At 70.3% G+C, this 21,764-nt stretch carries 23 protein-coding genes, 1 pseudogene and 1 riboswitch; of the genes and pseudogenes, 12 read left to right on the forward strand and 12 right to left on the reverse strand.

All coding sequences use genetic code 11. From position 1 onward, the window contains the following. Nucleotides 1–19: 19 nt before the first annotated feature. Complete coding sequence (locus ACFYWS_RS12450; RefSeq protein WP_389273598.1) at nt 20–1,204, reverse strand: alcohol dehydrogenase catalytic domain-containing protein; 1,185 nt, start codon at nt 1,202–1,204, stop codon at nt 20–22. 173 nt (nt 1,205–1,377) lie between these two features. Here ACFYWS_RS12450 and ACFYWS_RS12455 point away from each other — a divergent pair, with 173 nt between their 5' ends. Further along, a complete protein-coding gene (locus ACFYWS_RS12455; protein WP_389273601.1) occupies nt 1,378–1,878 on the forward strand; it encodes a hemerythrin domain-containing protein in 501 nt (166 codons plus the stop codon). A gap of 104 nt (nt 1,879–1,982) precedes the next feature. Next, the gene (locus ACFYWS_RS12460) at nt 1,983–2,444 is read left to right on the forward strand and encodes an SRPBCC family protein (RefSeq protein WP_389273604.1); all 462 of its coding nucleotides are present in this window, start codon (nt 1,983–1,985) and stop codon (nt 2,442–2,444) included. Between the two features lie 313 nt (nt 2,445–2,757). On the opposite strand, the pseudogene ACFYWS_RS12465 reads toward ACFYWS_RS12460, so the two are convergent. The 6 genes and pseudogenes from ACFYWS_RS12465 to ACFYWS_RS12490 all read right to left on the reverse strand — a co-directional run. Next, nucleotides 2,758–3,534: pseudogene (locus tag ACFYWS_RS12465) on the reverse strand (COG1361 S-layer family protein); the annotation flags it as partial. A 105-nt stretch (nt 3,535–3,639) separates the two neighbouring features. Beyond that, nucleotides 3,640–4,476 carry a YihY/virulence factor BrkB family protein gene (locus ACFYWS_RS12470; protein ID WP_389273607.1) on the reverse strand — a complete coding sequence of 279 codons (837 nt, stop codon included), beginning with the start codon at nt 4,474–4,476 and terminating at the stop codon, nt 3,640–3,642. Between the two features lie 70 nt (nt 4,477–4,546). Continuing rightward, complete coding sequence (locus ACFYWS_RS12475) at nt 4,547–5,095, reverse strand: hypothetical protein (RefSeq protein WP_389273609.1); 549 nt, start codon at nt 5,093–5,095, stop codon at nt 4,547–4,549. Beyond that, entirely contained in the window at nt 5,085–6,026 is a 942-nt protein-coding gene (locus ACFYWS_RS12480; protein ID WP_389273612.1) for a DUF6286 domain-containing protein, read from the reverse strand. The genes ACFYWS_RS12475 and ACFYWS_RS12480 overlap by 11 nt, the downstream gene beginning before the upstream one ends. Then, on the reverse strand, nt 6,023–6,214 hold the full coding sequence (locus tag ACFYWS_RS12485) for a hypothetical protein (protein WP_389274147.1): 192 nt from the start codon (nt 6,212–6,214) through the stop codon (nt 6,023–6,025). Before ACFYWS_RS12485 ends, ACFYWS_RS12480 begins: the two co-directional genes overlap by 4 nt. Before the next feature lie 78 nt (nt 6,215–6,292). Next, the gene (locus ACFYWS_RS12490) at nt 6,293–6,796 is read right to left on the reverse strand and encodes an Asp23/Gls24 family envelope stress response protein (protein ID WP_389273615.1); all 504 of its coding nucleotides are present in this window, start codon (nt 6,794–6,796) and stop codon (nt 6,293–6,295) included. A gap of 193 nt (nt 6,797–6,989) precedes the next feature. Between ACFYWS_RS12490 and ACFYWS_RS12495 the strand changes: the two genes are divergently transcribed. The 6 genes from ACFYWS_RS12495 (at nt 6,990) to ACFYWS_RS12520 (ending at nt 11,992) form a co-directional block, all read left to right on the forward strand. Next, nucleotides 6,990–7,574, forward strand: a complete 585-nt coding sequence (locus ACFYWS_RS12495; RefSeq protein WP_389273618.1) for an RNA polymerase sigma factor — start codon at nt 6,990–6,992, stop codon at nt 7,572–7,574. Then, the gene (locus ACFYWS_RS12500) at nt 7,571–8,197 is read left to right on the forward strand and encodes an Asp23/Gls24 family envelope stress response protein (RefSeq protein ID WP_389273621.1); all 627 of its coding nucleotides are present in this window, start codon (nt 7,571–7,573) and stop codon (nt 8,195–8,197) included. Before ACFYWS_RS12495 ends, ACFYWS_RS12500 begins: the two co-directional genes overlap by 4 nt. Beyond that, nucleotides 8,194–8,517 (forward strand): hypothetical protein, encoded by a 324-nt coding sequence (locus ACFYWS_RS12505; protein WP_389273624.1) that lies wholly within the window; start codon nt 8,194–8,196, stop codon nt 8,515–8,517. The genes ACFYWS_RS12500 and ACFYWS_RS12505 overlap by 4 nt, the downstream gene beginning before the upstream one ends. A 130-nt stretch (nt 8,518–8,647) precedes the next feature. Next, nucleotides 8,648–9,217, forward strand: a complete 570-nt coding sequence (locus ACFYWS_RS12510) for a helix-turn-helix domain-containing protein (protein WP_389273627.1) — start codon at nt 8,648–8,650, stop codon at nt 9,215–9,217. 196 nt (nt 9,218–9,413) lie between these two features. Next, nucleotides 9,414–10,817, forward strand: coding sequence for a peptide MFS transporter (locus ACFYWS_RS12515; RefSeq protein ID WP_389273630.1), 1,404 nt, complete (start codon nt 9,414–9,416; stop codon nt 10,815–10,817). A 5-nt stretch (nt 10,818–10,822) separates the two neighbouring features. Continuing rightward, complete coding sequence (locus ACFYWS_RS12520) at nt 10,823–11,992, forward strand: FAD-dependent oxidoreductase (RefSeq protein WP_389273632.1); 1,170 nt, start codon at nt 10,823–10,825, stop codon at nt 11,990–11,992. Here ACFYWS_RS12520 and ACFYWS_RS12525 read toward each other — a convergent pair. The 5 genes from ACFYWS_RS12525 to ACFYWS_RS12545 all read right to left on the reverse strand — a co-directional run bounded on the left by ACFYWS_RS12525 (nt 11,922) and on the right by ACFYWS_RS12545 (nt 17,416). After that, nucleotides 11,922–12,467 carry a DUF3291 domain-containing protein gene (locus ACFYWS_RS12525; protein WP_389273635.1) on the reverse strand — a complete coding sequence of 182 codons (546 nt, stop codon included), beginning with the start codon at nt 12,465–12,467 and terminating at the stop codon, nt 11,922–11,924. The genes ACFYWS_RS12520 and ACFYWS_RS12525 overlap by 71 nt on opposite strands. 50 nt (nt 12,468–12,517) lie before the next feature. Further along, entirely contained in the window at nt 12,518–13,594 is a 1,077-nt protein-coding gene (locus ACFYWS_RS12530) for a hypothetical protein (RefSeq protein ID WP_389273638.1), read from the reverse strand. Nucleotides 13,595–13,753: 159 nt separating this feature from the next. Next, nucleotides 13,754–14,641 carry a geranyl diphosphate 2-C-methyltransferase gene (locus ACFYWS_RS12535; RefSeq protein ID WP_389273641.1) on the reverse strand — a complete coding sequence of 296 codons (888 nt, stop codon included), beginning with the start codon at nt 14,639–14,641 and terminating at the stop codon, nt 13,754–13,756. A gap of 16 nt (nt 14,642–14,657) precedes the next feature. After that, nucleotides 14,658–15,944 carry a family 2 encapsulin nanocompartment cargo protein terpene cyclase gene (locus tag ACFYWS_RS12540; protein WP_389273644.1) on the reverse strand — a complete coding sequence of 429 codons (1,287 nt, stop codon included), beginning with the start codon at nt 15,942–15,944 and terminating at the stop codon, nt 14,658–14,660. Between the two features lie 53 nt (nt 15,945–15,997). Continuing rightward, nucleotides 15,998–17,416 (reverse strand): family 2B encapsulin nanocompartment shell protein, encoded by a 1,419-nt coding sequence (locus tag ACFYWS_RS12545; RefSeq protein WP_389273647.1) that lies wholly within the window; start codon nt 17,414–17,416, stop codon nt 15,998–16,000. Between the two features lie 416 nt (nt 17,417–17,832). Continuing rightward, nucleotides 17,833–17,927: riboswitch (TPP riboswitch) on the forward strand. Here ACFYWS_RS12545 and ACFYWS_RS12550 point away from each other — a divergent pair. The 4 genes from ACFYWS_RS12550 (at nt 17,917) to thiD (ending at nt 21,757) form a co-directional block, all read left to right on the forward strand. After that, nucleotides 17,917–19,317: a purine-cytosine permease family protein gene (locus tag ACFYWS_RS12550; protein ID WP_389273650.1), complete on the forward strand. Its 1,401-nt coding sequence runs from the start codon at nt 17,917–17,919 to the stop codon at nt 19,315–19,317. Its footprint overlaps the riboswitch before it by 11 nt. 51 nt (nt 19,318–19,368) lie before the next feature. Continuing rightward, nucleotides 19,369–20,199 carry a hydroxyethylthiazole kinase gene (thiM, locus tag ACFYWS_RS12555; RefSeq protein WP_389273653.1) on the forward strand — a complete coding sequence of 277 codons (831 nt, stop codon included), beginning with the start codon at nt 19,369–19,371 and terminating at the stop codon, nt 20,197–20,199. Beyond that, on the forward strand, nt 20,196–20,924 hold the full coding sequence (gene thiE, locus ACFYWS_RS12560; RefSeq protein ID WP_389273656.1) for a thiamine phosphate synthase: 729 nt from the start codon (nt 20,196–20,198) through the stop codon (nt 20,922–20,924). The genes thiM and thiE overlap by 4 nt, the downstream gene beginning before the upstream one ends. Next, nucleotides 20,921–21,757, forward strand: coding sequence for a bifunctional hydroxymethylpyrimidine kinase/phosphomethylpyrimidine kinase (gene thiD, locus ACFYWS_RS12565; RefSeq protein WP_389273659.1), 837 nt, complete (start codon nt 20,921–20,923; stop codon nt 21,755–21,757). The genes thiE and thiD overlap by 4 nt, the downstream gene beginning before the upstream one ends. Nucleotides 21,758–21,764: the final 7 nt, after the last annotated feature.

A 21,764-nucleotide genomic window follows, 5' to 3' on the forward strand; every position in this document is an offset into this window, starting at 1 on the left:
GCCGCATCCTGTGTGGGCGTCAGGGTGTGAGTACGGTCTTGATCATGCCGTCGTCCTTCGCCTGGAACGTGGCGTACGCCGCCGGCCCGTCTTCGAGCGGCAGGGTGTGGGTGGCGAAGTCCTCGACTCCCAGGACGTCTTCGTCGTCGAGGAGCGGCAGGATGTCATCGACCCAGCGCTTTACGTTGGCCTGCCCCATGCGCAGCTGGATCTGCTTGTCGAACATGGTGAGCATCGGGACCGGGTCCACGGCGCCGCCGTACACGCCGATGATCGACACGGTGCCGCCACGGCGGACCACGTCGACAGCCGTATTGAAGGCGACCATGCTGTCCACCCCGGCGCGGCCCATCACCTTCTCCCCGAGGGCATCGGGCAGCAGGCCGGCGACCCGCTGGGCCGCCCTCGTCAGCGGGGCGCCGTGTGCTTCCATGCCGACTGCCTCGATCACGGAGTCGGTGCCACGGCCACCGGTTCTGGCGCGGACTTCGTCGCCCACCGCGCCCTCGTGGTCACGCAGGTCGATCGTCTGCACCCCGTGTGCCGCGGCGCGGGCGAGTCGTTCGGGGACCAGGTCCACGCCGATGACCTGGCTCGCTCCGCGGTGCAGGGCGATGCGGGCGGCCATCTCTCCGATCGGCCCGAGGCCGATCACGGTGACGCTTCCGCCCTGCGGGATGTCCGCGTAGGACACGGACTGCCATGCGGTGGGCAGGACGTCGGACAGATAGAGGTAGCGCTGATCCGGCGGCCCGTGCTCCACCTTGATCGGCAAGGTGTTGCCGAACGGGACGCGCAGCAACTCGGCCTGCCCTCCGGGCACTTGACCGTAGAGCTTGGTGAAGCCGAAGAGGGAAGCTCCCATGCCCTGTTCGGTCACTTGGGATGTCTCGCACTGCGAGTGCAGGCCTTGGCCGCACATCCAGCACGTACCGCAGGAGATGTTGAAGGGCACGACCACACGGTCCCCGGCTGATACGGCGGTGACCCGGGAGCCGACCTCCTCGACGATGCCCATGGGCTCGTGGCCGAGGATGTCACCAGGGTCGAGGAAGGGCCCGAGAACCTCGTACAGATGCAGGTCCGACCCGCAGATCCCTGACGAGGTGATCCGCACGATGATGTCGGTCGGGTCGACGATTCTCGGGTCGGGGACGGTGTCCACCCGGACGTCGCGCCTTCCATGCCAGGTCAGAGCCCTCATCGCCATCTCCAGTGGTTGACCCCCGCCTCTCCAGCCTGGGGCAAGCGGGCGGACCGCGCCAGCGGCCTCCGCCGGGCCGCCCGGGGCCTGGGTGGCGAGAGGTGGCATCGAGGCGTGAGGTAGGGGTAGGCGTACCGGGCTCTGCCCGGGCCCACAGAAGAGGAGCCATCCCCATGCCGGACAAGTCAGCGTCCACCGACGTCGTAGAACTGATCCTCGACGACCATCGGCGGATGGAGGAACTGTTCCGTCAGATGCGCAGTGTGGAGGCCGAACGCGCCGACGCACTCAGGGAGTTCGCGGGTCTCCTGATCGCGCACGCGCTCGCCGAGGAGCACGAGGTCTATCCCGCGCTCAAGCGTTTCCGGGACGTCGACAACGACGAGGTCGACCACGGAGTCGAGGAACACGAGGACGGCAACAAGGCGCTGCTGGCTCTCCTCGAGGTGGATGACGTCGGCGGCAGCGACTGGGACGAGAAGCTGGAAGAACTGGTCGAGGCAGTCACTCACCACACCGATGAGGAAGAACGGACGATCCTCAACGGCGCACGCGAGAACGTGCCCATGGAGCGCCGCGAAGAACTGGGCACCACCTTCACCGAGGACCGGGCCAGGCATCTGCGGGCGGACTGCGGAAACGTCGACAACATTCGCCGCATGGTCAAAGCCTGAGCGGACCCGCGCCAGGGGCGCCCGGGGCCTATGAGGCGGACGGTTGTGACGTGGCGGGGAGGGTACCCGGAGCCCGTCGCGATCAACGAAGGCGGGAGAAGCCGATGGCTATCAGACACCAGCTGATCAGGCGGCCGACGAGCGATGTGTGGAAGGTGCTCTCGGATGTCAGGCGCTACGGCGACTGGGTGCCCGGGACAGCCCATTCGGAGCCCGGCGAGGGCGCCTGGCCGCAGCCCGGCTCCAGCCTCACGTTCACCGTGAATGTGGGCTGGTGGTCGGTATCGGGGCAGACCACCGTCCGACGGTGCGAAGAGCCCGACATTCTGGAGCTGGAGGCGGACAGCGGATGGCTGGGAACGGTCCGGATCGCCATCGACGTCCGTCCCTGGGGTGAGAACACCCTGGTCATCATCGACGAACATCCGCTGACAGGCATCGGCGACAAGGTGCACAACCCGGCAGCGGACGCCCTCCTCCAGCTGCGGCACCGCACCATGCTGACGCGGCTGGCGCGTGTGGTGGAGGAGGCCGCCCCCACCACACGCTCGCCCCAGCCCGTCTGACCTCACCTGCGGTGCTCAGTGCCTGCGGCTGGTGGCCTTGCCGAGCCGGAGAAGCCACGCGCCCGTCGCTGCCAGCAGCAGGGCCGCGATGCCGAGGAGTCCTGCTCTCGCGCGCGCCGGTGTCCGCCAGTTCCTCGCCGTGCGACGGGGTGGGCGAGGCCGACGGGGTCGGGTTGTCGGTGGCGCTGGGAGTCGGCGAGTCGGTCGGTGTGGGGGTGGGTGAGTCCGTCGGTGTGGGTGTGGGTGTAGGTGTGACGGTGTCGGTGGGCGTGGGGTCGGGGGTCAGTGGGTTGACCGATGTCGAGACGCAGGAGTGGTTGTCCGCGGTCTGGGTCTCGCGGCTGCCGGTGTACACGTCGGCGCAGTTCGCGATGTTGGTCCCGCCGGGCACGTCATCGTGTGCGTGGACTGTCACGCTGAAGGTGCGTGTCTCGCCTGGCTTCAGGGTGTGCAGCGGGCAGGTGATCGTGGTGCCGCTGGCGGGGCATTCGGCGGGCAGCTTTTCGATGTCGAGGTCGAGGGAGTCGGTGTTGTCCTCGACGGTGACCTCTTGGGCGTCGGAGGGGCCCTCGTTGGTGACCTTGAAGGTGTAGGTGTACGTGCCGTCCGGGCTCACCTTGGCAGGACCGGACTTCTCCAGTACGACGTTGGTGCGGGTCTGGGCGATCGTAATGGTGCGGGCCTGGGCGCTCTGCGCGTCGCTGCTGGTGGCCGTGGCCTCGTTGACGATGTTCGTGCCGTCCGTGGTGTCCGACAGGACCCGTACCGGGATCCGGTAGGTCGCCGAGGCGCCGGGGGCCAGGTCGGTGCCGCTGCCGCCGCAGGTCACGGCGGATCCGACGACGGTGCAGCCGTCAGGGGCCGACCCCTCCAGGGCGAGGTGGGCGTCCAGGGTGTCGGAGACCGTCACGTCGTGCGCCGTCTGGTCGCCGGTGTTGGTCACCTCCAGGGTGTAGACGCCGGTGTCACCCACCGTCAGAGGATCGGGCGAGACTGTCTTGTTGAGCTGCAACGGGCCCGCCGCCCGCGACTCCGGTCCCCGCTGAGCCGGGGAGTCGGCGGACGGGCGGGACGGTTGAGCTGGCCGCAACGCCGGACCGCGGCCGCGGTCCGGCGTTGCGGCCGGGCCCCGGGTGACGGTAGTGGGCGTTTCCTGTGCAAGAGCGGCGACACCGTACTCCGGTCGCGCGCCGGCTCAGCCCGACCCCCGCCCCTCCGGCCCACTGAGCTCCGCGGTGAACTGTGCGCCGGCGAGCAGCGCCAGGTTGGACAACCACAGCCAGATGAGGAAGACGACGGCGCCTGCCAGCGATCCGTAGAGTCTGCTGTAGGTGCTCAACTCCGAGGTGTAGAAGGCGAATCCGGCGGAGGCGCACAGCCACAGGAAGGCTGCCAGGGCGCCGCCGGGGATGCTGTGGGCGCGGACGCGGGCCTGCGCGGGGCCGGTGCGGAAGACGATGACGACGAGCAGAGCGACCACGCACAGCAGCATGGGCCAGCGCAGCAGACTCCAGGTCCACGCGGCGACGGTGCCGAGGCCGAGGTAGCGGCCCAGTGTCTCGGCGACCGGACCGGTCATCAGGAGCACAAGGGCGCTGAGCACGAGGATGCCGAGCAGGGCGAGCGCCGTGATCAGGATGCGGTGGGCCTTGTGCCAGGTCGAGCGGCGGTCCGCCACCCGGTGCATACGGTGGACCGCACGACGGAACACCGCGAGGTAACTGGAGGCCGACCACAGCGCGCTGACCGCCCCGACGCACAACAGCGTCCAGGCGGCCGTGCCGTGGTGCAGCGCTCGGGACAACACGTCGTGGAGCTGGCTGCCCGACTGGCCGGGAGCGTAATCGCTGACGTGGGCGATGAATTGCTCGGCCGTCCGCGGGCTGATGAGGCTGAACGCCAGGGAGATGACCAGCAGGGAGGGCAGGACGGACAGGATCGCGTAGTACGTGAGCGCGGCCGCGGAGTCCGACATGTCGTCGCGCCACATCGACACCGGGGTGCGGCGCAGCGCGGCTCTCCAGGCCGACATGGGACCGGCACCGCTCGACGGGAGGGGGTGTGGGCCGCGCTCGTGCGACGTTCCGTCGAAGGTGTGTGGGTCAGCGGACATGCGGCCTGCGGTGCGAGGGGGCGGAGAAGCGGATGCGCATGCGGAAACGGTACGGGGCGAGAGCGTCCCCCGTGTCCGAGGCGATCCTGGTGAGTGGGGGGAGGACGGTGGAGGGCGTGGTGTCGTGGTGAAGGCGCACCCGCAGCACGGCGTCGAGCCGATCCGTCCGTGCCCCGCCCCGTACCCGGGACCGGCAGTGGGCGACACCGTCGACGTCCTCCACGAGAGCGGACAGTGTGTCCTCCAGGGCGCGGGTGCGCAGATGACTTCGTGAAGTGGGCAGGGCCAGCAGCCGTCGGCCTCCGGAGCGCAGTTGCCGCGCACCCCACCAGGCGAGCAGGACGGCGACGGCGACCGAGACGGCCATGACGGTGGGCGTCCACCACTCCTGGCCGCGCAACGAGGGGGCGGACCACTGTTCGGGGACGGTGGACCGCCACGACGTGTGTCCTGAGCCGAGCCGGCCGCCCCCCGCCACGGCGACCAGGCCGAACAGGGCCAGCGCGATCCGGTTCACGAGCGTACGGCTACGGGGCATCGGTGACACGGCCCTTCTGGTGGCGTGACTCTTGGACCTTGACGCGCAGTCTCAGTGGGCGTCGCAGGCAGCAACCGTCGAGGACGCCATGTGCCGCGACCTGGATGTCGCGTCGCACGATCGCCCCGTCCCCGAAGGCCAGTTGGGCCCGGACGACGACGCGGCGCCGACGTACCCGGACACGTACGGTGCTGATCCCCGGGACGTCGCCCACGGCATCACGCACCACAAGAGCGATCGCCGTGCGGTCCATGGCCGCCAACAGGTGTGCGTCGGGGGAGGTCAGGGTGAGCAGACCGCGGCGCCCGGGGCTGACGGCCAGGGCGATCATCAGGAATCCGAGGAGGGCGAGCGCGCCGGCGGCGATGCCGACGACGGGGGTGTCCGGGCCGTGCCGCTCCAGCCAGCGGACCGTGTCTGCGCGCCAGGAGGCGGCAGGACGGTGTGCCACATGCACCCTGAACATGTCGACCGCCAGAACGCCGCAGGCGGTGGCGGCCGCCAGAGCGAGCAGCGCCGTCGGCAGCCTGCGCTGCGACCACCAGCGCAAGGGGGTGCGTGAGCCGGAGCTCCCGGCGCCCCGGTGTGTGGCACCCGGGTCGCCGACCGCCGTGGTCGTCGCGGGCCCCTCCGCGGCCGGAGCGGGAAGGAGCCCGGTGACATGAACCCGTGCCACGCTGACGTGAAGCCCCGTCAACTCGCCTGTGCGGCGGGTGACATGCTCCTGAATCAGGCGCGCCGCCTCGGGCAGCGGTGCCGGGAACGGCAGCGTCACCTTCACCCCGACGTCCGCCCGGCGTCCCCGCACGGTCGCGGAACCCGCCCCGGTGCTCCCGGAGGCCGACGCGACCTCACCGGCCGTACGCCCGGCGATCTTGCGCACGGCCCTGTCCGAGACGACCGTCGTGCCCCGCTCGGCGGCCTCGGTCATCGCCGGCCCCGATCCCAGCCGTCGCGCAGGTCCTGGACCCGCCCGCCGGCGTCGAACCAGTGCCCCACCGCCCCGCCCAGAGCGCCGAGGGCAGCCACGAGCAGGAACGCCCCGAAGCCCCCGAAATACCCAGCAAAGGCCAACGCCATCCCGGCGAGCATCCCGGTCATCGCTCTGGTCACTGCCACCGCTGCCACCTCACCCTTCTCGACCGACGCCCCCCGGGCCCCGGCCACCTCCGTCGGCCCGTACATACGACCAACCGGTCAGTCCACGCGGGTCTCCGTGGCGGGTGCCTCGTCGTCCTCGGGCAGGTGGACGTCGTTGATCGTGACGTTCACCTCCACCACCTCCAGACCGGTGGTGCGCTCCACCGCGGAGATGACGTTCTCGCGCACATCGCGGGCCAGGTCCGAGATCGGGACCCCGTACTCGACCACCAGGTCGACGTCGATGGCCGTCTGCCGCTCGCCGACCTCGACCTTCACACCCCGCCCGACGTTCGGCCGCCCGCCCGGCACCCGGTCGCGCACAGCGCCGATGGTGCGCGAAAGGCCGCCGCCCATGTCGTGGACACCAGGAATCTCCCGAGCCGCGAGACCTGCGATCTTCACCACGACGACATCGGCGATGGACGTCCTGCCGCGATCGGCGGCGGGCTGATCGACTCCCGTCGCGCCGCCGAACAGCTCCGTCGTCTGCGGCGGCCGGCCGGCCCGCTCCGGCTGCACGTTCTTGGTGGCCGGTGCGCTCTGCGTGTTCGTGCTCATGGCGTGTCCTTCTTCCTGCGGTCGGTCAGATGCCGTTACGTGGATAGACCCGCCCCGGAAGCATCTGTGACGCGCCAAGAGGAAGAACCTTTTCGAACTCTGTGGCAGTGGACTTCGAAATCCTCGAATTCCTGCGTCACAGATCCGGCGCAGGTGTGTCCAACAGTCAGGAAGACACGAAAGGAGCCACTCAGTGGCGGGTGCCCGCAGAGATACCGCACCGCCGGAGGGCGGGAGCGCGAGCGATGACGCGCTCCTTGCCGTCCGGGCCGCGGAAGGGGACGAGGACGCCTTCGCCGTTCTCGTCCAGCGGCACGCTCCCGCGCTGCTGCGGCTGGCCACACGGCTGCTCGGTACGCGCACCGAGGCGGAGGACGCCGTGCAGGACGCCTTCGTCAGCGCGTGGCGGCGGCTCCCGGAGTTCCACGGCTCGGCGTCGTTCGGTACCTGGACGTACCGCATCGTCACCAATCGTTGCCTGAACATCCTGCGGTCCCGCAGGCCGGTCGTGCCGCTGGAGACAGCCGCGGAGGTGCCCGCGCCCGAGCACACGGTCTCACCGGCCCGGATCGCCGAGGCCCGCGGCGCCGTACGCGAACTGGGCGCGGCCCTCGACCAGTTGTCGGCCGAACAGCGCGCGTGCTGGGTGCTGCGCGAACTGGACGGCCGGCCCTACGACTTCATCGCGGACGCGGTCGGAATCAGCCAGGAGGCTGTCCGCGCCCGTGTCTTCCGTGCACGACGCTGCCTGACTCAAGCGATGGGGGCCTGGCGATGACCGCTCACACCGACCCGCCCAACACACACTCCGAGGGCGCCGACGACGAGCAACTGCCCTGCGGCCGCCTGCTGTCCCAGGTGTGGAGTACGTGGGAGGAGCAGGCGGACGACCCGCACCTGCACGCCTGCCCGTACTGCCGGAGCGCCGTCGAGGATCTCGACCAGCTGGAGTCCGTGGTACGCGACCTGCGCGGGGAACCCCTGGACGAGACCGCCCACGACGACACGGCCGCGCTGACCCGCCGCGTCATGGACGTCGTACGACTCGAACTGCGTCCCGGCCGCCCGCTCCCCCTCGGGGAACCCGACGAGGACCTGTGGGTGATGGAGGCGGTCGCCGCGCGGACCCTGCGCGCGGCCGCGGAGACCGTGCCCGGGGTGCGGGCCGGTTCCTGCCGCCTTCGGCCCCTGCCCGGGCAGGGCGCACCGGATCGGGTCGAGGTCGGACTCGAGATCCACGCACCGTTCGACGCCTCCCTGCCCGACCTCGCGGAGGACGTCCGTACGCGGGTGTGGCAGGCGGCGGACCGCGACCTCGGGATGCCCGTCGGGGCCGTGGACATCCGTGTCACCGACCTCATCGACAGCACGACCGATGGCCAGGAAGGCCGAGCCCGATGACCAGGACCAGCACCCCCGACCAGCTCACCGACGCCATCGCCCGCGCAGTGGCCGATGTGCCCGGTGTGGCCTTCCTCAAGCCCGACCTCGCCGGGCGCCTGCGCAACGTGGGTGGCGGGCCATCCGGTGTGCGGCTCACCCCTCCACAGGGTGCCGACGGCTTCTGGCACATCGAGATCCAGCTCGTCGCGCTCGCCCGATCCCGCGCGGTGGACGTGGCCCGCGCTGTCCGCCGGACGGCGGAGGAACACTTGGCGAGAGCCGTCCCGGACCAGAGCACGCGGGCCCACGCCACCGTCACGGTCACGGGACTGATCTGACCGGGGAAGGTGGTTCGGTACGCGCGGCTTGAGGGGGCCGCCGTGACAGCGTCGGCCCCAGTCGTAGTCGGACGTACTGGCAGTAAAATTTTTTGAGACAAAACTGAAAGTCTCCTGTAGCGTCGCCGCCATGTCCGAGACCGAAGAGTCTGATGTCACGCTCGGGGACCGCCTGCGACGCCGCCGGAAAGCTCTCCAGCTGACGCTGCAACAGGTGTCCGAAGCCACCGGCATCACGGTTGGTTACCTGTCGCAGCTCGAGCGCGGGCGTGCCAATGGAAGTGTCAGCACCTTGCAGAAGATCTGCGGTGTGCTGAAGCTCAATGTCGGTGATCTCTTCGCGTCCAGCGGTACGCCCGCGCAGCCGGTTCTGCGCTTCGCGGACGCCACAAAGAGGCAGTTCGGCAACAAGGCGTCCAAGGTCAAGCTGACCCCGGCGCACTTCGACCACCTCGAAGTGCTGCTCGGCACCTTTGAGCCCGGTGGTGACACCGGCACGGAGCAGTACACGCACGGCGCTTCCGAAGAGCTCCTCGTGGTGCTGGAAGGCCAGGTCGAATTACAGGTCGGCACCGCGGCCTACATTCTCGGCCCGCTCGATTCGGTGAGCTACAACAGCGGTGACCCCCACAAGGTCATCGAACGTACGGGTACACACCCCGCCAAGGTCATGTGGACCATGGCGCCCCCCACCTACTGACCGGCGGATCCCCCAACCGCCTGCGGCCACCCGGGCCGGACGGGCGAACTCCCGTTCCGGCAGCGGCACTTCGTGGCGACGTATCACTCGGCGTCGGCCCGCGATCATCTGACGAGACACCATGGGAGTTGTTTTGTCCGTTACGTCCCCGCAGCGTGACCAGAAGGCGGGATCCGAACTCCGAGGCGTCGCAGGCATGGCGTTCGCCGAACTCTGGGAACGGTTCTCCTTCTACGGCCTGCAGAGCATCCTCGCGTTCTACCTGCTCGACGCGTTGAGCGAGGGCGGGCTCGCCCTGCCCGCCGCCGCTGCGGTCGGCATCACGGGTGCCTATGGCGGCGCCGTCTATCTGGCCCAACTGCTGGGCGCCTGGGCGGGGGAGCGCCTGGTCAGCCCCCATGCACTCGTCCTCGGCGGCGGCATCGTCATCGCCCTGGGCCACATCGTGCTCGCCGTCGCGCCCGGACTGCTCGGGCTGAGCACAGGGCTCGTCCTGATCGTCTTCGGCACGGGAGCGTTGAAGACCAACATCACCTCCATCGTGGGCTTCATCCTCGCGAGCGAGAGTGCGGCCAAGAAGGACGCCGGTTTCTCGTACTTCTACATGGCGATCAATACAGGAGCCGTGCTCGGCCCGCTGACCACGGGCTTCGCCCAGAACCAGTGGGGCTTCCACATCGGCTTCGGGCTCGCCGCGGTCGGAATGATCATCGCACTCGTGCAGTACGTCCGGTCAGCGGGGGCCCTGCCGCCCCGTGCCCGTGAGGTCATCAACCCGCTGCCCGCGGCGGCGATGCGCAAGGCCCTCTGCATCGCTGTCGCCGCGATCGTGGTCGTCACCCTGGCCGCCCTGTCCGGCATCCTCAAGGCCGAGCGGCTCTCCATGATCGTCACGGTGGGAACCCTCATCACCGCCGCCGTCTACTTCGCGCTCATCCTGCGCTCAGGGAACGTGACCTCCTCCGAGCGCCGCCGCGTGAGCTCCTACATACCCCTGTTCCTCGGCGCATCGCTGTACTTCGGGCTGCTCTTCGCGAAGTTCACCGCCATCTCGCTCCTGGTCAAGAGCCGCGTGGATCTCGACATCGGCGACTGGTCGTTTCCCGTCGGCTGGATCACCATGATCTCGTCCGCGTCCGGCGTGGCCATGCTTCCGGTCGGCGCCGCCATCTGGAAGAAGATGGGGTCACGCCAGCCGAAGGCCGGTACCAAGTTCGCCATCGGTCTCGTGCAGATCGGCCTGGGCTTCGCGTTCATCCTGGTGATCTCCGCGCTGTTCGACGGCACCACCATCCCGTTCGGCTACATCGTCGTCTTCATGTTCATCATGGGCAGTTCCGAGATCTTCGTCGGGCCCATCGGCCTCTCCCTGGCCACGCAGATCGCGCCGAAGGCCTTCACCGCGCAGATGGTGGCCATCAACTTCCTCACGCTGGCCCTCGGTTCCTCGCTCTCGGGCCTGCTCGGGCAGTACTTCACCGCCGTCTCGAACAACACCTACTTCCTGACCCTCGCGCTCGGAGCAGTCGCTGCGGGCCTGTCCCTGTACGCGTTTCGCAGGCCCGTCCACCGTGGCCTGTACGCCGGAATCGAGGCCTGACCCGCATGACCACTCCTCGCATCGCCGTGATCGGAACGGGCACCATCGGAGCGCAGACGCTCTGGCAACTCGCCAAGCACGGCGCGGACGTGACCGGCTACGAACTCTTCAGCCCGGGACACTCGCGTGGAGCCGCCGGCGGCGAAACCAGGCTGTTCCGCCACATCGACGTGGAACACCTGGAGTACCTGGCCGTCACCGGCCGGTCGGACCTCATCTGGCGTGAGCTGGAACAGGAATCCGGGCGCACCCTGCGCAACCTGACCGGCGCCCTCGCCATCGGCAGCACCAACAGCCCCGCGACCCACACCGCGCTCAAGAGCGCGGCCGCGCTCGGCAGCCGCGCCGAGGTCTTCAGCCGCGAGGAAGCACAGCAGCGGTTCCCGCAGTACCGGCTGCACGAGGACGAGATAGCCGTCCTCGACAAGGACGCCGGCATCATCTACCCCGAACGCACCGTGCGTACCGCCGCGGACGCGGCTGTCGCACGCGGCGCACGGATCCTGCGCGAATGCCGTGTCACGGCCATCGACCAGGTCGGCAGCCAGGTCGACATCGTGGCCGACAACGGTACGGAGCGCTACGACCGGGTCGTCGTCGCGGCGGGCGCGTGGACCGCCACCCTCCTGCCGGACATGGCCCCGTACCTCGCGACGCGGCGCCTGATCTCGTCCTGGTACCTGCCCAGGGCAGGCAGCACGCTCGACGGAATGCTGCCCTACCTGCGCACGGAACCCGACTACTCCTACGGGCTGCCGACCGCGGACGGCCTGGCCATGAAGCTCGGCGTCGGATTCCGCGACCACCTGCCCATCGAGTCACCGGACACCGCGCCCCTGCGCATCACCGACGAGGACCTCGAACCGATCCGCGCCGTCGCGCGTGACCTCTTCCCGATGCTGGACGACTACCCGATGCGCGCCCAGGCCTACTTCGAGGCCTACACGCACTCACGCATCGAGTTCCTGCGCGAACACCCGGGCATGCCCTCGGTCTTCGTCTGCGCGGGGTTCTCCGGCAAGGGCTTCAAGAACGCCCCGGCCTTCGGCGAACTCGCCGCCCGGGCCGCCCTCGGCCTGCCACCGGAGAACGACGACGCGGCGTTCATCCTCGACGCCGAGCATGTGTCGCTCGGGACGGAGTTCCGTCCGGTGCGAACGAGTCGGGGAAGGTGAAGGCGTGCGGCGCGGAGCCGTGGGCGTTGAGGTGTTCCAGTTTGGACACACCGTCCCGCCAGGTGGGTGTCACGGCGTCGGTGACCCACCAGAACACGTAATTCGCGTGCCCTGTCCGCTCGAACCAGTCGTAACGCCTGTTCAGCGCCTCACGGTGCAGACCGGTGTAGATGGCGTCGACGGCGAGGCGCAGGTCGGTCCAGAGGGAGAGAGTCGCCGCCAGGGCGGTGGTTTCCGGCGTTCTGCCCTTGTCGTACCACGTCGGTACGGCGAACTCTCCCCACGCGCCCCAGTCCGCCTCGAAGAGCGAGCCACGGTCACCGCCTGCCGCTTCGGCATGTGCGAGGTATCCGGGGTGCTGAGCGATCTTCCCGTAGACGGCTCCACCGATGTCGTAGAACTCGCGCGTGAGGGGTGAGGGGTCGGCGAGAGGTGACTTCAGGACGCCGAATGTGTACAGAGCGAGCTGGGGCAATGTGTCTCTCCCGTTCGTGGTGCGCGGCCGGCCACTGAGCGTGTCCCGAGTCATGACCGCGTAGCGGTTCCGCATCCCTCGTCCCCCGCGCCACCCGCCCGCTCGTCCATCGCGGTGCTCCGGTCGTACGGGTCCACCACTGCGCCGTCGCCCGAGTTCAGGGCGTCGGTGAAGGACGGTGTGAGGTAGCCGGTGTAGGTGTCGCAGCCCGCGTTCGTGGTGTCCACGCGGTTCGAGAGGACCGAGAAGGTGCCCGGCTCCGTGATCACCTTCGACGGGTCGGGCCAGTTCATCACCACTTCGCGGCGGACGATGACGCGCGTGACACGGCCGTCGCCCGCCTCCGGGCTCATGACCGGGTACACGTACGTGACGTCGGTGGTGACTCTCAGCGCCCCCTTGTCGCCTTCGCGGTACGTGACGCGGCCGCGGGTCTTGACCACGTCGCCGACCAGTTCCGCCTTCGATGTGTCGAAGCGGCTGAACAGCACGAGCGGGTTGTACTTCTCGCTCGGCGCGGTCAACGCCCTGTCCAGGAAGGCGCGTTCCTTCGGCTGGTGGGGGTTGATGAGGGCGATGGCCTCGGCGGGGTGCTCGCCGCGCAGCACACCGGGGTCCAGGCTCGAAGCGGCGAGGAAGTCCCGGGAGCGTGCGAGGGTCCGGGCGACCTGTGCCTTGCTCATCCAGCCGGTGGCACGGGCCGCGGGCAGTGTGATCCCGGCCGTTCCGGAGGCCCAGCGTGCGGCGGGTGAGCCCCTGAACGGCTCGTCCGACGTGGGGCGCGTGGCCGCCTCGCCCGGCGGCGGCGCCGCGAGCGGTGTCGCCGCGTCGGAGCCGCCACCGAACAAGTCCGTCACCCGTCCCGGGGCGAGTGCCACGACCGCGAGGGCCAGCGCCGCCACCAGGCCGAGCGCGTACCAGCCCTTGCGGCGGCGCGGCCGGGGCGGCTGGTGCGAGCGCCATGGCTCGGGCCGCGCGTCCTCCTCCTGCAAGCGGCGCGTCACCATGCGGGCGCGCGCCGACGGCTCCTTCGGCGCGTCCCGCACACCGTCCTCGGACTCCTGGAGGAAGCGCTCCCAGTCGTCGTCCGACAGCGACGAACCGCTCTGATCCCCACCCGAATTCACTGGTGAACTCCCCTTGTGCCGTGCCGTTTCCGTGGCCGCCCGTCCCTCCCCAGGGCAGGCCGCCGTCGACGGATGATGGCACATGCACGAAAGCCGGGCGACGCCGGAGGGGAGGGACCGTTCCCGAACGGCCCCTCCCCTCCGGCACTCGGCGAACGGTCAGACGCGGTCCGCCGCGATCAGCAGGTACTGGAACGAGCCGTCCCTGTACGAGTTGATGAACGCGTCCTCGATCCCCGTGACCAGCGACGACGTGGCCCGCAGCTCCCAGTACGGGAGAGTGTCGGGGGTGAGGTCGATGACGGTCTGCGGGACGAGGCGGTTGTCGGCCATCGCGCGCAGATACTCCCGGCGCGAGTGGATGTTGCACTCGAAGTGCGCGTTGATCTGGGACACCCACTTCGAGGGCTGGCCGTACCGCGGGTTCCAGCAGCCGGTGATGGTCACATAGCGGCCGCCGACCTCCAGGATGCGGGAGTGTTCGGCGAACAGGTCGTGCAGGTCGACGTACATGGTCGACTCGTTGTTCCACGACGCCGCGATCTGCCCGCTGTCGAACGGGGTGTCCAGCATGTTGCAGACACGCGCCCTGACGCTGTCCTGGATGCCGAGTTCCTCGGCCCGCCCGTTGGCGAAGTCGGCCTGCTTGGCCGAGAGTGTGACTCCCTCGACCTTGCTCCCGAAGCGCTGGTGCGCCATCACCATCGAGCCGCCGCGGCCGCAGCCGGCGTCCACCAGGGTGTCCTCGCGTCCGATGTCACCGAGGTGCCCGAGCAGGTACGAGGCCTGCGCCGACTCAAGGCGGTGCAGCTCGGCGATCAGCTTCTGCTCGTTCGCGCCACCCGCTCCGTCACCGAGCGCGGAGTGGTCGACCGCGCCGATGCCGTAGTGGTGGTGGTACAGACCGTCGACATCGCCGAGCCGCAGATTGACCGGCCGGGCCTCGCCGTCCCAGTAGCGGGCGATGTCCCCCTGATAGGGCGTGGCCGGCTCGGGGATGTACGGGGAGGTGCTGGGGGCCGTGGCGGTGAGTTCGGTGCTGGTCACTGATGAGTCCTTTTCTCTACCAGAAGTCGGGCAGGCTGTAGCGGTAGGTGTTGTTCTGGTGCCATTGGTGGTTGCCGTCGACCCACGCCGCGACGCCCCGCAGGAAGCGCTGGACGTTCGGGAGCGGGCAGGCGGCGGCCAGGGCCGCGGCCTCTGTCTCGAAGGCGTGCATGAGTTCGTTGTGGACCTCGACCGACTTGAGGTAGGCCTCCTTGTCGGACAGGTCCTCGCGTTCCGCGATCACGACCGGCAGGTTCAAGTGCCGTCCGGGAGCGTCGAGTTCCTTCGTGTACGAGTACAGGTCGTTGACGATGGTCGTCGCGTTCCCCGCGAGCGCGATGACCTTCTGCATGTCCGGCAGGGCGTGCAGATCCGCCGGCAGTTCATAGCCGCCGACGGTGTCGGTGATGGTCGGGCAGGGGCGGAAGTTGTTGAACTGACGCATCGCCAGGTACTCCCACACCTCCGGTACGTGGTCGTGCTCGGACCAGGCCGCTTCGGCGAGGTAGCCCATGTGCAGGCGGGCCATGTCGTGCCGATAGCGGTCGGCCTGCGAGGCGCTGCTCGCCTGGACGAAGTACTCCATGGCGGAGCGGTACGCGCGCCGGGGCGCGTCCGCGTACAGCGACTCGGCCCACTGCGGCTGGTACTCCCGCGTCGTGTACAGCGGGTCGAGGGTGGTGTGTGCGAGCAGTAGCCGCGAGCCGAGGCCGACGGGCGAGCCCCCGTGGTCCTCGCAGTAGCAGTCGTCCAGCGCGTTCTCCGCCATCATCAGCCGGGTGGCGAGCATGAGGTGGTCGACAGTGGGTGCGTCCGGGTGACAGCCGACCATGTAGCTGCCCACGGAGAATCCGTCGAACTGCTCCTCCCAGTCGTCGGGGTACAGGTCGACCTCGTCCATCGCCCAGGACTTGATCCTTCGGCTGACCTCCGCGACCCGTACGGGATCGGGATCGGGCGCCGGGTGGTGGTACAGGCCGGGAACGGGTCGGCCCTTCGCGGTACTTGGAGCCGGGTCCGCGGGAGTCGGCTCCGGCCGCGCGGTCAGCCGCAGCCCCGCCGTGCCGAGGCCACTGGGCCCGCGCAGCAGCCGCCCCAAGTCGGCTCCGGCGGAAGGAACTTCGGGCGCCGGCGGCTCGACCGTAGGAGCCTCGGCGGCCTGCGAGGGCACACGTGGCGGGCCGCCCGTGACGGCGCCGATGTCGCGGGCGCGGGCCGCGGCGTCGGCCAGGACCTGCGCCCCGAAGCGGGAGACCGCTTCCGGCAGGCTCGACTGAGGAGGTGTCGGCTCGGGCGGGGGCATCCATGTCTCCTTGAGGGCTCCTTGGTGGGACGGTCGGCGGCGGCCTCGCCCCGCTACCTGCTGGGCCAGCGGCCGATCTGCACGTTCTCCAGCACACCGACCGCGTCCGGCACGAGGATCGCGGCGGAGTAGTAGGTGCTGACGAGGTACTTGGTGATGGCCTGCTCGTCGACGCCCATGAACCGGACCGAGAGCCCCGGCTCGTACTCGTCCGGCAGGCCCGTCTGGTGCAGGCCGATGACACCCTGGTTGTCCTCGCCGGTACGCATGCAGAGGATCGAGCTGGTCCGCTCCTTGGTGACCGGGATCTTGTTGCAGGGCAGGATCGGCACCCCGCGCCAGGCCGGGACCTGCTGGCCGCCGAGGTCGACGTGGTCCGGATACAGCCCGCGCGCGTTGAACTCGCGCCCCATCGCAGCGATCGTGCGGGGGTGCGCCAGGAAGAACTTCGAGCCGCGGCGGCGGCAGAGCAGCTCGTCCAGGTCGTCCGGGGTCGGCGGTCCCGAGTGCGGCTGGAGGCGCTGCTTGAAGTCGGCGTTGTGGAGCAGGCCGAACTCCCGGTTGTTGACGAGCTCGTGCTCCTGACGCTCACGCAACGCCTCGATGGTGAGCCGCAGTTGCTCCTTCGTCTGGTTCATCGGCTCGTTGTAGAGATCGGCGACCCTGGTGTGGACGCGCAGGATCGTCTGGGCGGCCGAGAGCTCGTACTCGCGCGGCCTCGCCTCGTAGTCGACGAACGCGCCGGGCAGTTCGTGCTCGCCCACGTGTCCCGCCGACATCGGGATCTCGGCCTCGCCGCGATGGTTCTGGCCCCGGCCCGCGAGCGACTTGAACGCGTCGATGTGTGCCTGGAGGGGCGGCGCCGCGGACAGCACGGCCGCGAAGTCGGCGCGCGACAGGGTGAGCAGCGTGCCCGCGGTCTCGGCGACCGCGGTCTGCTCCCAGCGGGCGTCCTCGTCCAGGAGCGCGTGGTCCCCGAAGCGGTCGCCGTCGGCGAGTACGTCGAGCGCGACCTCGTCGCCGTAACCACCCTCGGAGAACTGGCTGACACGTCCGTGGGCGATCAAGTGCAGCCGGTCCGCGGGCGCCCCGCGCTCGACCAGTGTCTCGCCGGCCCGGAAGTCGCGCTGCTCGCACCGGTCGGCGATGGCGGTCAGTACGTCGACGTCGTCGAAGCCGCGCAGCAGCGCCAGTTCGCCGAGTTCGCGGGGGATCACCCGGACGTCGGAGCCGTCCTGGATGAACTCGATGGTCCCGTCGCCGACGGTGTACGTCAGGCGGCGGTTCACCCGGTAGACGCCGCCCTTGGTCTCCACCCAGGGCAGCATGCGCAGCAGCCACCGCGAGGTGATCTCCTGCATCTGCGGGGCGGACTTGGTGGTGGTGGCGAGATTACGGGCGGCCGCCGTGCCGAGGCTGGTCTGCTTGGGCAGGGCCGCCGCGGTGTCCGGGGTGGTCGAGTCGACTGTCATCGGGTGAGCTCCCTTTGGTCGGGCGAAAGCGCGCATGCCCGTTGCGACGGGACAGAAAAAGGAAAGGTGGACAATTCACAGGTAATGCGTCCAGAACCAGAATCACCGTAAGGTCCGCCTCGCCCGCCGGGCCAAGGAAAGTCGGCGACATTCGCTCGATGCGATGATCAAGCTCGCGCGGTGTTTGCCTGGGGACCGACGGAACTCGGCCGGTTTTCCCGGCGAGCCCGTGCGGACGCAGGCCCCCGCCCGCGCGGCGGGAGAGGACCGCGGCGTCGCAAACCCGACGGAACTCGGCCAACGGCTGCGCGGACCTCCTTGCCGACCCCGAGCCGGGCGAGGTAGAGGGGTGGCACCGCGGAACCCCGGAACCCACCCGTGCGACGCCACGAGCCACCGCGTTACCCTGGCCGCCGTAACCGGACACGGGGTGCCCCACCCAAGGGCTGAGAACACACCCGTCGAACCTGAACCAGTTCGTACTGGCGGAGGGATGTCTCATGCCTGTGGCGCATGTTTCCAATGGCCTGCCTGCCGACCGCGAGAGCGGCGCCTTCGACGGGCGGATGCCCGCGGCACCCGGCGACCTCGGCATCGAGGGGCACGGCATCGAACCGGTCCCCGAGGGCAACCGCTACGGCGGAGCCGGGCGCCTGTTCACCGTCTGGTTCGCCCCGAACCTCACGATGACCGGAGTCTTCACCGGCACCGTCGGCATCGCGCTCGGACTCGACTTCACCACGGCGCTCGCTGCCGTCGTCCTCGGAACCCTCGTCGGCGCCGTGCCGACCGCCTACCTGGGGACGTGGGGAAGCAGGACCGGCGCGGGGCAACTGCCGCTGGCCGGGCTCGCGTTCGGGCGCGGAGTCGTACTGCCCGGAGTGCTGCAATGGCTGTCGTCCATCGCCTGGGACGCGCTGATCGGCCTGTTCGGCGGTGACGCGCTGGCCCGGCTGTTCGGCTGGCCGTTCTGGGTCGGCGTCCTCGTCATGCTGCTCGCCCAGGGACTGCTCGGTGTCTTCGGCTACGAGGCCATCCACCGGCTGCAGATCGTCATGACCTTCGTGCTCGGCGCCGCGTTCGCGCTCATCGCCTGGCGGCTGCTCGACGGTGTGCACCCCGCCGCCCACGGCTCCGTGCACGGGGCCGACCGCGTCGGCGCGTTCGTCCTGACCAGCACCATCGCGCTGAGCCTCAGCCTGTCCTGGGCGCCGTACGCCAGCGACTTCAGCCGCTATCTGCCCGCCACCACCTCCCGTACCCGCATGTTCTGGTACACGCTCCTCGGGCTGCTGGTGTCGTTCGTGGCCGTCCAGGCGCTCGGCCTGTGGGGCGCCTCCGTGCTCACCGACCAGACGGCGGCCGGGGTCGACAAGATCCTCGGCGGGGGAGTGGTCGGCGGATTCGGGCTCCTCGCGGTGGCGCTGGCCGCGCTGTGCAGCAACGCCATGAACGACTACAGCGGCTCGCTGGCCCTGCAGACCATCGGGGTGCGCATCCCGCGCCCGGCGGCCGCCGCCCTCGCCGCCGCGCTCGGCTTCCCGCTCGTGCTGTGGATGCACGCCGCGGACACCACAGCGCGATTCCAGAATGTGCTGCTGTTCGTCGGGTACTGGATCCCCGGCTTCGTGGCGATCGTCCTCGTGGACTGGCGCGCGCGGGCGAAGGCGCGGGCCGGAGCACCGATCGACCTCGCCGCCGAGCGCGAGCGGCGACAGCCCGCCTGGCCCGCCCTGCTGGCCTTCGCGGCTGCCTTCGCCGCGGCGGTCCCGTTCATGGACACCAGCCTGTACGTGGGTCCGGTGGCCGAAACGCTGCACGGCGCGGATGTGTCGTACTACGTGGCGTTCCTCGTGGCCGCCGCCGTGTACGCGCCGCTGCGGCTGCGGCGACGCGCCTGACCCGCTGTACGAGCCCGAGCACCTCGCACCTCCTGTACTTGGAGCCACCCCATGCCTCACACGTCCCCCAGCCACCCTGGCCGCCCCGATGACCTCGTCGCGTTCGCGGCGCAGGCGCTCGGGCGCGTACAGAACGAGTCACCGCTGGTGCAGTGCCTGACCAACGCGGTGGTCACCGGGTTCACCGCCAATGTCGTGCTCGCGGTGGGTGCCGCGCCCGCCATGGTCGACATCCCGGACGAGGCGGGGCCCTTCGCCCGCGTCGCCTCGGGCGTGCTGGTCAACCTCGGCACCCCGCGCGCCGAACAGCGCGCCGCGATGCCCGAGGCGGCGCGGGCCGCGGCCGAAGCGGGCACACCATGGGTGCTCGACCCGGTGGCCATCGGCGCGCTGCCCGTGCGCACCGCGCTCGCCGCCGACCTCCTCGCGCTGCGCCCGACGGTGATCCGGGGGAACGCCTCCGAGATCATCGCGCTCGCGGGCGCGGGCGGTGGCGGCCGGGGTGTGGACGCCTCCCACGGTGTCGGCGACGCCGAGGACGCGGCAGCGCAACTCGCGCGCACGGCGGGCAGCGTGGTCGCCGTGTCGGGACCCGTGGACTACGTCACCGACGGGACGCGCAGCGCCCGGATCGCCAACGGGGACGCCCTGTTGACCCGCGTGACCGGCGGCGGCTGCGCGCTGGGCGCCGTGATGGCCGCGTTCGCCGCGGTCGACGAGGACCGGTTCGCGACGACCGTCGCCGCCACCAGCGCGTACACCGTCGCCGCCGAGTCCGCGGCGCGGACGGCGGCCGGTCCGGGCAGCTTCGCCGTCGGATTCCTGGACGCGCTCGCCGCGCTCACCCCGGAGGACCTGGCGAAGCGGGCGGAGGTGTCATGACGGCACGTACTCAACCGATGGGTACCGGAGCCGACTTGTCGGTGTATCTGGTCACCGACCCGGACCAGTGCGCGGCCCGCGGCCGCACCGTGGCCGAGACCGTCGAGCGGGCCGTGGCCGGAGGTGTCACCGCCGTACAGATCCGCGAGAAGCACGCGAGCGGACGGGAGTTCCTGCGAACCGTCCTGGACGTCGCCGAGGTCCTCCCCGACCATGTCGCGCTGATCGTCAACGACCGGGTCGACGTGTTCCTGGCCGCGCGCTCGCACGGCGCACGCGTCACCGGCGTCCACGTGGGCCAGTCGGACCTGCCCGCGGCCTCCGTACGCCAACTCATCGGATACGAAGCCGTGTTGGGCCTGAGCGCCGCCACCGCCCACGAGCTGCACACCGCCGCGACGTCCCCGGCGCGCGTCGACCACGTCGGCATCGGCGCCCTGCACGCCACCCGCACCAAGGCCGACGCCCCTGAACCACTCGGCCGCGACGGCTTCGCCGCACTGGCCGGGCTCAGCGAGCTGCCCGCCGTGGCCATCGGTGGTGTCACCCCCGACGACCTGCCGTACCTGCGGGCCGCGGGCGCGGCTGGAGCCGCCGTCGTGTCCGGCATCTGCGCCGCCGACGACCCACGCGCCGCGGCCCGGTCCTACGCCGACGCGTGGGCCGGCGGCCCGCACCCGCGTACCCATACCCGTAACCGTGCCCGAAAGGATGCCTCCGCATGACCGAGACACCTGTCACCGAGGCCCCCGCGGTCGCGCCGCCCCGCGTGCTGACCATCGCCGGGTCCGACTCCGGCGGAGGCGCCGGGATCCAGGCCGACCTCAAGACCATGCTGGCCCTCGGCGCGCACGGCATGAGCGTGCTCACCGCCGTGACGGCCCAGAACTCCCTTGGCGTGCAAGGCGCTTGGAGCCTCCCGCTGGACGCCGTGCGCGCCCAGTACCGCAGCGTCGTCGACGACATCGGCGTCCAGGCGCTCAAGACCGGCATGCTCGCCGACCCCGACATGGTCGTCACCGTCGCCGAGCTGCTGGCCGAGGCGCAGGCCCCCGTCGTCGTGGACCCCGTCAGCGTCTCCAAGCACGGCGACCGGCTGCTCGCCGACAACGCGATCGACGCCGTACGGGACCGGCTGCTGCCGGTGGCGACGGTCGTCACCCCGAACCTCGACGAGGTCGCCGAACTCACCGGCGTCGCGGTCGAGTCGGACACCGCGGAACGAGACATGCGGCGGGCAGCCGAGCGACTGCTGGCCTACGGGCCCCGCTGGGCGCTCATCAAGGGCGGCCACCTCCCGGGCGAGGCGGTCGACCTGCTGACCGACGGCGCGGACGAGCACTGGCTGCGCTCGCCGCGCCACAACAACGCCCACACCCACGGCACCGGCTGCACCCTCGCCTCGGCCGTCGCGGTCGGCCTCGCACAGGGGCACGGCGTGCCGGAGGCGGTGCGACGGGCGAAGGAGTATGTCACCGGGGCGATCGCGGCGGGGTTCGCGCTGGGGGCCGGGATCGGTCCTGTGGACCATGGGTGGCGGTCCCGCGAGACCGGCTGATGGTGTG

Source organism: Streptomyces sp. NPDC002795 (assembly GCF_042888725.1).
Taxonomy (GTDB): Bacteria; Actinomycetota; Actinomycetes; order Streptomycetales; family Streptomycetaceae; genus Streptomyces.

Excerpts from the sequence above, each read along its gene's own strand:
- ACFYWS_RS12490 (WP_389273615.1), bottom strand. The coding sequence starts at position 6,796 with ATGAGCACGAACACGCAGAGCGCACCGGCCACCAAGAACGTGCAGCCG.
- ACFYWS_RS12455 (WP_389273601.1), top strand. The coding sequence starts at position 1,378 with ATGCCGGACAAGTCAGCGTCCACCGACGTCGTAGAACTGATCCTCGAC.
- thiD (WP_389273659.1), top strand. The coding sequence starts at position 20,921 with ATGACCGAGACACCTGTCACCGAGGCCCCCGCGGTCGCGCCGCCCCGC.
- ACFYWS_RS12520 (WP_389273632.1), top strand. The coding sequence starts at position 10,823 with ATGACCACTCCTCGCATCGCCGTGATCGGAACGGGCACCATCGGAGCG.
- ACFYWS_RS12480 (WP_389273612.1), bottom strand. The coding sequence starts at position 6,026 with ATGACCGAGGCCGCCGAGCGGGGCACGACGGTCGTCTCGGACAGGGCC.
- ACFYWS_RS12540 (WP_389273644.1), bottom strand. The coding sequence starts at position 15,944 with ATGCCCCCGCCCGAGCCGACACCTCCTCAGTCGAGCCTGCCGGAAGCG.
- ACFYWS_RS12505 (WP_389273624.1), top strand. The coding sequence starts at position 8,194 with ATGACCAGGACCAGCACCCCCGACCAGCTCACCGACGCCATCGCCCGC.
- ACFYWS_RS12475 (WP_389273609.1), bottom strand. The coding sequence starts at position 5,095 with ATGCCCCGTAGCCGTACGCTCGTGAACCGGATCGCGCTGGCCCTGTTC.
- ACFYWS_RS12515 (WP_389273630.1), top strand. The coding sequence starts at position 9,414 with ATGGCGTTCGCCGAACTCTGGGAACGGTTCTCCTTCTACGGCCTGCAG.
- ACFYWS_RS12460 (WP_389273604.1), top strand. The coding sequence starts at position 1,983 with ATGGCTATCAGACACCAGCTGATCAGGCGGCCGACGAGCGATGTGTGG.
- ACFYWS_RS12450 (WP_389273598.1), bottom strand. The coding sequence starts at position 1,204 with ATGAGGGCTCTGACCTGGCATGGAAGGCGCGACGTCCGGGTGGACACC.
- ACFYWS_RS12510 (WP_389273627.1), top strand. The coding sequence starts at position 8,648 with ATGTCCGAGACCGAAGAGTCTGATGTCACGCTCGGGGACCGCCTGCGA.
- ACFYWS_RS12550 (WP_389273650.1), top strand. The coding sequence starts at position 17,917 with ATGCCTGTGGCGCATGTTTCCAATGGCCTGCCTGCCGACCGCGAGAGC.
- ACFYWS_RS12470 (WP_389273607.1), bottom strand. The coding sequence starts at position 4,476 with ATGTCGGCCTGGAGAGCCGCGCTGCGCCGCACCCCGGTGTCGATGTGG.
- thiE (WP_389273656.1), top strand. The coding sequence starts at position 20,196 with ATGACGGCACGTACTCAACCGATGGGTACCGGAGCCGACTTGTCGGTG.
- ACFYWS_RS12500 (WP_389273621.1), top strand. The coding sequence starts at position 7,571 with ATGACCGCTCACACCGACCCGCCCAACACACACTCCGAGGGCGCCGAC.
- thiM (WP_389273653.1), top strand. The coding sequence starts at position 19,369 with ATGCCTCACACGTCCCCCAGCCACCCTGGCCGCCCCGATGACCTCGTC.
- ACFYWS_RS12545 (WP_389273647.1), bottom strand. The coding sequence starts at position 17,416 with ATGACAGTCGACTCGACCACCCCGGACACCGCGGCGGCCCTGCCCAAG.